This window comes from Deinococcus alpinitundrae, assembly GCF_009982895.1.
GTDB lineage: Bacteria > Deinococcota > Deinococci > Deinococcales > Deinococcaceae > Deinococcus > Deinococcus alpinitundrae.
In genome coordinates this window covers 206779-214527 of sequence record NZ_WXZL01000006.1, presented here as the reverse complement: position 1 = coordinate 214527, position 7749 = coordinate 206779, and the positions used below count along the sequence as shown (strand labels likewise).

The following is a 7749-nucleotide window of genomic DNA, read 5'->3' as shown; positions in this document are numbered from 1 at the left end:
TCCAGTCTTGGCTATGTCCCCCCTGCCGAGTTCGCTGCCCGCTATCATCCAACCTAGAAGTGACTTGCCTGCTGGTCCTGCGTTTTGGGTTCACTCCAGGTGATCTTGTGACGGCGAAACACCCGGTCGACCGTTTTGTAACTGATCTTCAATCCTGTTGCAGCCTCGAGCAGATCAGCATGTTCTTGTAGGGTGGCGTCCCGGTGCGTTTCAAGCTGGGCCAGAAGTTGTTGCTCGTGGAGGGCCGTCACCGTGCGGTGACGGCCCGTCGGCTTGGCCACAACGTGCAAGGTGTTCTGGCGGTGCCGCTCCAAGTAACTTTTGACCGTGTCGACATGCACCGAAAAGTGCCGTGCCGCTTCGTCTGGCGAAGCGCCGCCCACCACCAGCGCGACAATTCGAGTCCGAAGCTCCAAGCTATACCCACGTACCCCGGCTGTATTCATGAAGCTATTATGTCAAATGCTCTAATAACCCTTGCGGGTGAGGACAGCCAGAGACAGCATGGGCCGTCCTCACCCTTCCTGACACCGTCCTTCCCAGGGAGACCGCATGACTGAACTTGCCAGGCCCGTTCCGCTCCTGTCCGCTTTTGTACGCCGCCACCAGGGTCTCGTGGGGACGGGACTGCTGCTGCTCGTCGCCTTGGCGTTGGCCCTCGACCACTTTCGCAGCGATCTTCTGGGGCCGCACCTGATTGGTTTGCGTCTGATCTACGCTGTCATCGCGCTCCTGACCATCACGTACATCTCGATCGTGAGCATTCAGGACGCCGGACGCACCGCGTAGCTGCGCCGATTCAAGATCACCTCAGCCACAACGCCGCCTGCTCAGCATCCGGGCGGCGTTGTCATCGGTTCGGGCACGAACTTCTCTGGCTGCTCGAAAGAAAGATGCATGAGGCACGCTTACTCACCTCCTGCATCTCGTCACTCTTTCCGTTCACCCGTCTGCTCCCAGAGGTACGCCGTGACTCACTTTCAGCCCCCCAAACTAATCTCGTCCCCAGCCACACCACGCATGACCCACCAGCGGCTCGCCGTCCCGCTTCTGTTCGCCGTTCCCTGGGCAGCCATGATCGGCCTGCTCTGGCTATTCAGCCTGTTTTCAGCCGTACTAGAGCGCTATGCCCTCGTGCCGCTGCTGCTGAGCGCCGTGCTGTTCGGCCTGCCACATGGAGCGCTCGACCACTTGGTGCCGCTGCGACAAGGCTGGCGGCTGACGAGAAGATGGACGGGGCTCGGGCTGTTCTTGCTGGCTTACCTGGGCGTGGTGCTGCTGTATCTGGAGCTCTGGACGCTGTGGCCGGTAGTGGCGTACTGGGGCTTTCTGCTGACCTCCGCGCTGCACTGGGGACATGGCGATCTGGATTTCCTGGAGCGGCAGCTGGGCCGCACCCGGACCTGGCACAGCGGCGCAACATTATTGCTGCGCGGTAGCCTGCCCATCGTCGTGCCGTTTCTGGCTTTTCCTGACGCTTATGAACGCCTGGCCCGCAGCGCCGCACGGGCATTCCACGCACCGCTTCCGGCGGGGCCGCTGTGGAGCGCCAGCTTGTTCCAGGGTCTGACTGTGGCCTTCGTGGCCGTGCTGCTCGTCTCAGTAGTCAACACCCTATGCTGTTCTGTCAGCCGCTGGGCTGCCGTGACCGAGCTGACCGAGGTCGCGCTGCTGCTGCTGGTGTTCATGCGGGTACCAGCCGAGCTGTCCATAGGCCTGTACTTCACGCTGTGGCACTCCTGGCGGCATCTGGGACGGTTGCTGGAACTGAACTCCGGGCCGCTACACCTGCGTCCTGTCAGCGTCAAGGCGCTGTGCCGTCTGGCCCTGGACCTGACGCCGATCACCCTGGCCGCGCTGCTGCTGCTCGGCGGCCTGTTGCTGTGGAGCGTGCCGCGCCTGAATAGCGCTGACGATCTGACAGCATTGTACCTGGCCCTCATCGCCGCCCTGACCCTGCCTCACGCGCTGCTCGTCGGCATGATGGACCGCACCTTCGCCCATGTGGTGGGTCGGTCTCTCCAGGGCGCACAGTCCTTGAGGCGGGAATAGGGACGGTGTCAGATCAGCACAGAGAGGGACCAATCAGCCCAAACAGTCTAGTGACTGGCTGGAGCATACCGACTTAGCCTTCGCCATTCATGTCCATGCCCGCCTGCGGCGACCATTTTGAGCCGGTAATGACATGCTAGTGAAGTTTGCCGCGTCGGGACGCGTGGAAACAGAGAATCCAAAAAGAAAAACACCGTGCTGGACGGTGTTCTGTATGGTGGGCCGTGTAGGACTCGAACCTACAACCCGCTGATTAAGAGTCAGCTGCTCTACCAATTGAGCTAACGGCCCTTGAGGGCGAAGGGGAGTATAGGCACTCGGCCAGAAGCTGTCAAGCCCGGCGCGCGGAGTGCACCCCCGCCTCACTCGCCAGCCACTTCACCGGCAGATCGTGGGCCTCACGCGGCAGCGCAGGCAGCAGCATCGCACCGGCCACCACGCCCACCGTCAGCACTGGCCAGCCCACCAGCAGCCGGTCATAGAAGCCCCCACCGTAGCCCAGGCGCACGCCCGCCACGTCGAAGGCTAGGCCCGGCAGCAGCACGGCGTCCACCGCAGCCTGACCGATTTCCGGGGTGCCCAGCGGCGGCTGAAGCACTCCGAAGCGGCTCGGCTCGGTGGCGCTCTCCCAGGCGTGCAGCGTCAGGCGCGGCGTGGGCCGGAAATGGGCACGCGGGGCCAGCAGGGTGAAGTCGGCACCCAGAGCCGAGACGTCGACCTCACCCGGCAGTGCCCGGTAGGCCAGCACTACCGCCGCACCCTGTGACCGCAGAAAGACCCGCAGCTGCTGACAGACCGCTTGCGACACGTCCGGCAGCTTGGCTTGGCGCCCCCTGGCCCAGCCGCGCCACTCGGTTTTGGAAGCGTTAATCGGCGGCCTGTCCACGTGCGGGAGCTTAGCACCGATGCCGCCATGCGCCGTTGAACTTAAACTACTCCATGCCCACCCCAAGTACCCGCGCCTTTCTGGAGCGCCGCAACGCACTGTGGCTCACCCTGCGGCAATCCGGCCTGCTAGAGGCCCAGGCCAACGCTCCACTCTTCGAGCAGACCCTGTCTGAGTTGAGCAGCCTGATCGGCTGGACCCGCCCTCAGATCCTGGCCGGGCTGGGCCTCAGCGAAGCCGATCTGCACGGGAACTGGCCGGAGCCGTGAGCGACGTGGCCCCCTTCGACTGGGTCCGGCTGCTCGTGGGCGACGCGCCGCCCCTGTTTTATCTGGAGATCACCTTCCGAACACTGGTGGTCTTCGTGTGGCTAATCATGCTGCTGCGGGCCACCGGGCGGCGCAGCCTGGCGCAGCTCAGCGCCATCGAGTTCGCCATCGTCATTGCGCTCGGCTCGGCGGTGGGCGACCCGATGTTCTACCCCGAGGTGCCGCTGCTGCACGCCATGCTGGTGATGGCCCTGGTGGTGGGGCTGCAACACGCGATGGCGCTCCTGATTCGCCGCAGCGAGCGCATCGAGACCCTGATCGAGGGCCGGCCCAGCGAACTGGTGCGCGGCGGTTGCCTGCGCCTCGACGAACTCGAACGCGCCAAACTCAGCCGCGAGGACGTGTGCGAGACCCTCAGAAACCACAGTGTCCGGCAGCTCGGCGAGGTGCAGCGGGCTTACTTCGAGCAAAATGGCCAGCTCAGTCTGTTCACGCACCCGTCCGGCAGCGCGCCGCTAGGCCTGCCGATCGTGCCGCCCTGGGATCTGGAACCGCCCAGTGTCCTCCTAGCTGGCACGGTTCACGGCAACCCAGTGGCCTGCCTGAGCTGCGGTGCGCTGGCGGCAGGCGGCGTGGTGCCGGGACATTGTCCGGTGTGCGATGAGTCGCTGGGCTTCACACCTGCCGTCAACGACCCGCTGGCCCACTCCTGAGCGTCCATAACCGACTCCGGCCCTGCCGGACTCAGGGCTGCTCGTCTGCCGTGATGGTACGCGGCCCCAGCCTGAGGCTCAGGTCCGGAATCGGTTTGCCGTCGCGCACCACGCTGAGCTTGATCACGTCGCCCACCTGCCGCGCCCGCACCGCGCTGAGCAGTTCGTCGAAGCTACGAATCCGCACGCCGTTGATGGCGGTGATCACGTCGCCGCTCAGCCGGGTGGGGATGCCGTTCTGGTCGGTTTTGAGTGGCTTGAGGGGCCTCAGCCCGGCCTTGTCGGCGGGGCCGCCTCTGGTCACCGAGGAGAAGACCACGCCGGACATCGTGCCCAGGCCCAGCGTGGGAAAGTATTCATCGGCGATGGTCCCATTTCCGAACGAGCGCAGTCCGATAACCGGCGCGTCCACCTTGAGCCCACCCCGGAGCTGGGCCAGAATCGGCGCGTTCTTGGTGACCGGCACGGCATACGAGGAGCGGGTGGCGATCCCGAACGGCGTGGGCATGGCACTGATGTAGCTCACGATGCCCATGACCTCGCCCTGCGCATTGAGAATCGGGCCGCCGCTGTCGCCCGGTACCAGCGGCGCGGTCAGTTCGAGCGTGCCCGGTGGAAAGTCGGCTCGGCTGGCCGCCACGTTCAGCGCTGTCAGCCGCCCGGTCTTTGACACCAGGAAGTCGCCGTTGCCGTTGCCGATGGCCAGCGCGCTCTGGCCGACCTTGGGCATGGCGGCGGCCAGCGGCAGCACCGAGAGGTTGCGCCCGGTCGGCACGTTGATCTTCAGCAGGGCCACGTCGTGGCCGTCGTCGTAGCCGAGCACCGTCACCGGGTAGCGGGCCTTGTCGAGCGTGACGGCCACCAGCTTCTTGGCCCCGAACACCACGTGGTAGGCCGTCAGCGCCAGCGTGCCGTTCGCGCCCGATTCGATGACAAAGGCGCTGCCCAGGCCGTCAGGCTCGCCGTCGGGCGGCTCGCAGCTTCCGGTCACCGGGCACTGCTCCAAGCGCAGGCTGCCGGGCCGGGACTTGGTGAAGATGCTGCCCAAACTCTTTTGCTCACTCTGAGTCAACGGTTTGGGCGCGGGGGCACTCGCCTCGCCAGTGGGGGACGTCAAGGGAGGCAGCGGCGTGCTGAGCTGGGGGGCCGTGCCCTGCGCGGCAGCGACAGCGGCGAGGGCCAGCGCGAGGCCGAGAACCCATCTGGCTTCCTGCCTGATCCTGCCCGAACCGGATTTTATGGGCGACATGCTCCACTGTGCTCCACCTGGGGGTGAGAAATGGGCGCAAGTCTGACAGTTGCCGCCCTGCACGCCGTTCATCTGACCTGAAGTATGCCGCTTGCTCCTGTGGACGCCGCACCTCCAAGCAGAGTTCAGCGCCGCGCATGTCTTACTCTAAAGTCATGTCTTCGCCTTTCCAGTCCGGTGCTCCGTCAATGGACGATTCGCTGTCCAGTGAACCCTTATCCAGTGGGCCATCCGAGCTGACCAGCGTGTTCGTCTACGGCACCTTGATGCCCGGCGAGCGCTGGGAAAGCGTCGCCCGGCAAGGCGGCGAATATCAAGCACAGATGGCCCAGCTCGGCGGCGTGGTGCTGGCCGATCTGCGCCCCGAGGGGTATCCGGCACTGTTCGAAGAGCCGCAGGCCAGCAGCGTGGTTCACGGCTGGCTCTACACCTATACCGCCGCAAGCTGGCCCCGCGCCCTCCCTTTTCTCGACGATCTGGAAGGCCTGCACCTCTCACCGCCGCTGTACCAGCGTGTCCGGGTCAGCGTGCAGACGGCTGATGGCCTGGCCCCGGCCTGGGTGTACCTGTATGCCCGACCGGGGCGCAGGCAAGCGCCAGGCTTCGTGCCAGTGGTGTCGGGCCGCTGGGCAGACGTGCCAGAGCGCCACCTAGAGGGCCCCCGGCAGACCTGGGAAACGCCGGAAGATGAAGGCGGCGGCCCGACTTCCGGCCTGGGTGCTTGACACCCGGGGAGTGATTCTTTAGCATAGTCAGGCTCACAGCGCAGGCTTTGAGCAAATGCAGGAAGCTGGACCGAGCCGGTCCGGTAAGTACGGTGGGTTTAGCTCAGTTGGTTAGAGCGCCGCTCTGTGGAAGCGGAGGCCGGGGGTTCAAGTCCCCTAATCCACCCCAACGACACAGAGGATCCAGAGCTGCGCCGGAAAAGCCCCACGTGCTGACGGAAGTCGGCTCTAGGCCGGTGAGTCACACGCGGGGATGGCGAAACTGGTAGACGCGCCAGATTTAGGATCTGGTATCGAAAGATGTGAGGGTTCAAGTCCCTTTCCTCGCACCAGCAGAAACGGCGGCCCTGTGATGGGGCCGTTCTTTTTGCCACAGGCCAGGGAAATCAAAAAAGCAGTCGCACCACTTAAAGAAGCGCGCGGCGCAACGGGAGAAACCATGGCAGAGCTGATGAGTAGAGAGGGCAACAAAGTCGAATTCAAGGCGTCGGTTCCTGCCGCAGAGGTCAGCCGCGCTTACCAGCAGGTCTGGGCTGGGCTGTCGCGCGACGTGCGCGTGCCGGGCTTTCGCCCCGGCAAGGCCCCCAAGAAGGTGCTGGAGCAGAGGGTCGGCGCGGGCTACGTCGAGAACGAGGTTCGTGACCGGCTCCTGCAGGTCCACTACCCCCAGGCCGCCCGTGAGCTGAAACTCAGCCTAGTGGACGCCGAGATCAACCCAGCGACCCTCAAAGACGGTCAGGCCTTCGATTTCAGCGTCAAAGGCGAGACCTACCCCGAGGTCAAGCTCGGTGACTGGAAGGCCGCGCAACTCAGCGCCGCCGCGCCGCAAATCACCGACGAGGTGATGGAGCGCACCCTCAGCGACCTGCAAGACCGCAATGCCACCTTCGAGAGCGTGGAGCGGCCCGCCGAGGGCAACGACATGATCATGATCGAGGAAACCGGCGAGGAGGGCGGCAGCTACCCGATTTACCTGGACGTGGCCGAGCCCCACGTCCAGGCGGCCCTCAGCGGCAAGAGCAAGGGTGAAGAGGTGAGCATCAACGTGCCCGCCCACCAGCACGGCGACCACGAGCACCCCGAGCACACTGTGGAAGTCAAGGTGCTGGACGTGCGCCACAAGCAGCGCCAGGAACTCGGCGACGAATTTGCCAAGAGCCTGAACTTCGAGAGCATGGAGCGCCTGCGCACCGACCTGAAGTCCGAGCTGACCCGCCGCGCCCAGCAGGAAGGCGAGGCCGCCCGCCGCGAGGAGTTCATCGAGCAGCTCGTCGCCGGAATGGAGACCACCATTCCCAAAGCGCTCCTCACGCGCCGCCGCGACGCCATGATGGAAGAGATTCAGAGTGACCTCTCGCGTCAGGGCGTCAAGTGGGGCGAGTACGAGAGCTTCATGAAGGAGCAGGGCAAGCTCGACGAATTCATGGCCGACCTCGACAAGAACGCCGAGAGCCGGGTGCGCCGCGATCTGGCCCTTGAGCAGCTGGCCGAGGACATGCAGGTGAGCGTCAGCGACCAGGAATTCAACCAGACCATGATGGCGCTGGCCCAGGCCAACGAACTGACAGCCCAGCAACTGCGCACCCAGCTCGGGCCGGAGGGTCTCAACAGCTACTACGCCAGCATCGTGCGCGAAAAGGCGCTGACCCAGGCCCTCGCCCAGCTCGCGCCGAAGTCAGAGACGCCGGAAGCCCAACCCGAGACGACTCAGGCCGAAGCGACGACGCCTGAAGAAACGCAAGCCGAGCCGGTGAGCGCCGAGTCTGCTCCTTCTGAAGAAGCGCATTCGGAGTCAGGCGAGCAGGCCCAGGCTGAGGACACGAAGAGCGAGTAAACCCAACACTTGAGAGGGAGA

At 64.8% G+C, this 7749-nt stretch carries 8 protein-coding genes, 3 tRNA genes and 1 pseudogene; 8 read left to right on the top strand and 4 right to left on the bottom strand.

What is annotated here, in order from left to right:
- Window positions 1–98: 98 nt before the first annotated feature.
- Window positions 99–446 (bottom strand): annotated as a pseudogene (locus GUI70_RS08040) (IS630 transposase-related protein); the annotation flags it as partial.
- A 106-nt stretch (window positions 447–552) separates the two neighbouring features.
- Between GUI70_RS08040 and GUI70_RS08035 the strand changes: the two are divergent.
- Together GUI70_RS08035 and GUI70_RS08030 are read left to right on the top strand one after the other, a co-directional pair.
- Entirely contained in the window at window positions 553–789 is a 237-nt protein-coding gene (locus tag GUI70_RS08035) for a hypothetical protein (protein WP_161881758.1), read from the top strand.
- Between the two features lie 231 nt (window positions 790–1020).
- Window positions 1021–2052, top strand: a complete 1032-nt coding sequence (locus tag GUI70_RS08030) for a Brp/Blh family beta-carotene 15,15'-dioxygenase (RefSeq protein WP_161881757.1) — start codon at window positions 1021–1023, stop codon at window positions 2050–2052.
- Between the two features lie 215 nt (window positions 2053–2267).
- Here GUI70_RS08030 and GUI70_RS08025 read toward each other — a convergent pair.
- Both GUI70_RS08025 and GUI70_RS08020 read right to left on the bottom strand, forming a co-directional pair.
- Window positions 2268–2343: transfer RNA gene (locus GUI70_RS08025), tRNA-Lys, on the bottom strand.
- Between the two features lie 40 nt (window positions 2344–2383).
- Window positions 2384–2938, bottom strand: a complete 555-nt coding sequence (locus GUI70_RS08020) for a 5-formyltetrahydrofolate cyclo-ligase (RefSeq protein ID WP_161881756.1) — start codon at window positions 2936–2938, stop codon at window positions 2384–2386.
- A gap of 53 nt (window positions 2939–2991) precedes the next feature.
- Here GUI70_RS08020 and GUI70_RS08015 point away from each other — a divergent pair, with 53 nt between their 5' ends.
- On the top strand, window positions 2992–3207 hold the full coding sequence (locus GUI70_RS08015; RefSeq protein ID WP_161881755.1) for a hypothetical protein: 216 nt from the start codon (window positions 2992–2994) through the stop codon (window positions 3205–3207).
- Window positions 3204–3920: a DUF421 domain-containing protein gene (locus GUI70_RS08010; protein WP_237724784.1), complete on the top strand. Its 717-nt coding sequence runs from the start codon at window positions 3204–3206 to the stop codon at window positions 3918–3920. Before GUI70_RS08015 ends, GUI70_RS08010 begins: the two co-directional genes overlap by 4 nt.
- A 31-nt stretch (window positions 3921–3951) precedes the next feature.
- Here GUI70_RS08010 and GUI70_RS08005 read toward each other — a convergent pair whose 3' ends face one another.
- On the bottom strand, window positions 3952–5169 hold the full coding sequence (locus GUI70_RS08005) for a S1C family serine protease (protein WP_161881754.1): 1218 nt from the start codon (window positions 5167–5169) through the stop codon (window positions 3952–3954).
- A 155-nt stretch (window positions 5170–5324) separates the two neighbouring features.
- On the opposite strand from GUI70_RS08005, the gene GUI70_RS08000 reads away from it, so the two are divergent.
- From GUI70_RS08000 to tig, 4 genes are all read left to right on the top strand, one after another.
- Window positions 5325–5894, top strand: a complete 570-nt coding sequence (locus GUI70_RS08000) for a gamma-glutamylcyclotransferase family protein (protein WP_237724783.1) — start codon at window positions 5325–5327, stop codon at window positions 5892–5894.
- A 92-nt stretch (window positions 5895–5986) separates the two neighbouring features.
- Window positions 5987–6063, top strand: a tRNA-His gene (locus tag GUI70_RS07995).
- A 78-nt stretch (window positions 6064–6141) separates the two neighbouring features.
- Window positions 6142–6226, top strand: a tRNA-Leu gene (locus GUI70_RS07990).
- A 107-nt stretch (window positions 6227–6333) separates the two neighbouring features.
- Window positions 6334–7728, top strand: a complete 1395-nt coding sequence (gene tig / locus GUI70_RS07985; protein WP_161881753.1) for a trigger factor — start codon at window positions 6334–6336, stop codon at window positions 7726–7728.
- The last annotated feature ends 21 nt before the right edge of the window (window positions 7729–7749 follow it).

Excerpts from the sequence above, each read along its gene's own strand:
- GUI70_RS08035 (WP_161881758.1), top strand. The coding sequence starts at position 553 with ATGACTGAACTTGCCAGGCCCGTTCCGCTCCTGTCCGCTTTTGTACGC.
- GUI70_RS08005 (WP_161881754.1), bottom strand. The coding sequence starts at position 5,169 with ATGTCGCCCATAAAATCCGGTTCGGGCAGGATCAGGCAGGAAGCCAGA.
- GUI70_RS08000 (WP_237724783.1), top strand. The coding sequence starts at position 5,325 with ATGTCTTCGCCTTTCCAGTCCGGTGCTCCGTCAATGGACGATTCGCTG.
- GUI70_RS08030 (WP_161881757.1), top strand. The coding sequence starts at position 1,021 with ATGACCCACCAGCGGCTCGCCGTCCCGCTTCTGTTCGCCGTTCCCTGG.
- tig (WP_161881753.1), top strand. The coding sequence starts at position 6,334 with ATGGCAGAGCTGATGAGTAGAGAGGGCAACAAAGTCGAATTCAAGGCG.
- GUI70_RS08015 (WP_161881755.1), top strand. The coding sequence starts at position 2,992 with ATGCCCACCCCAAGTACCCGCGCCTTTCTGGAGCGCCGCAACGCACTG.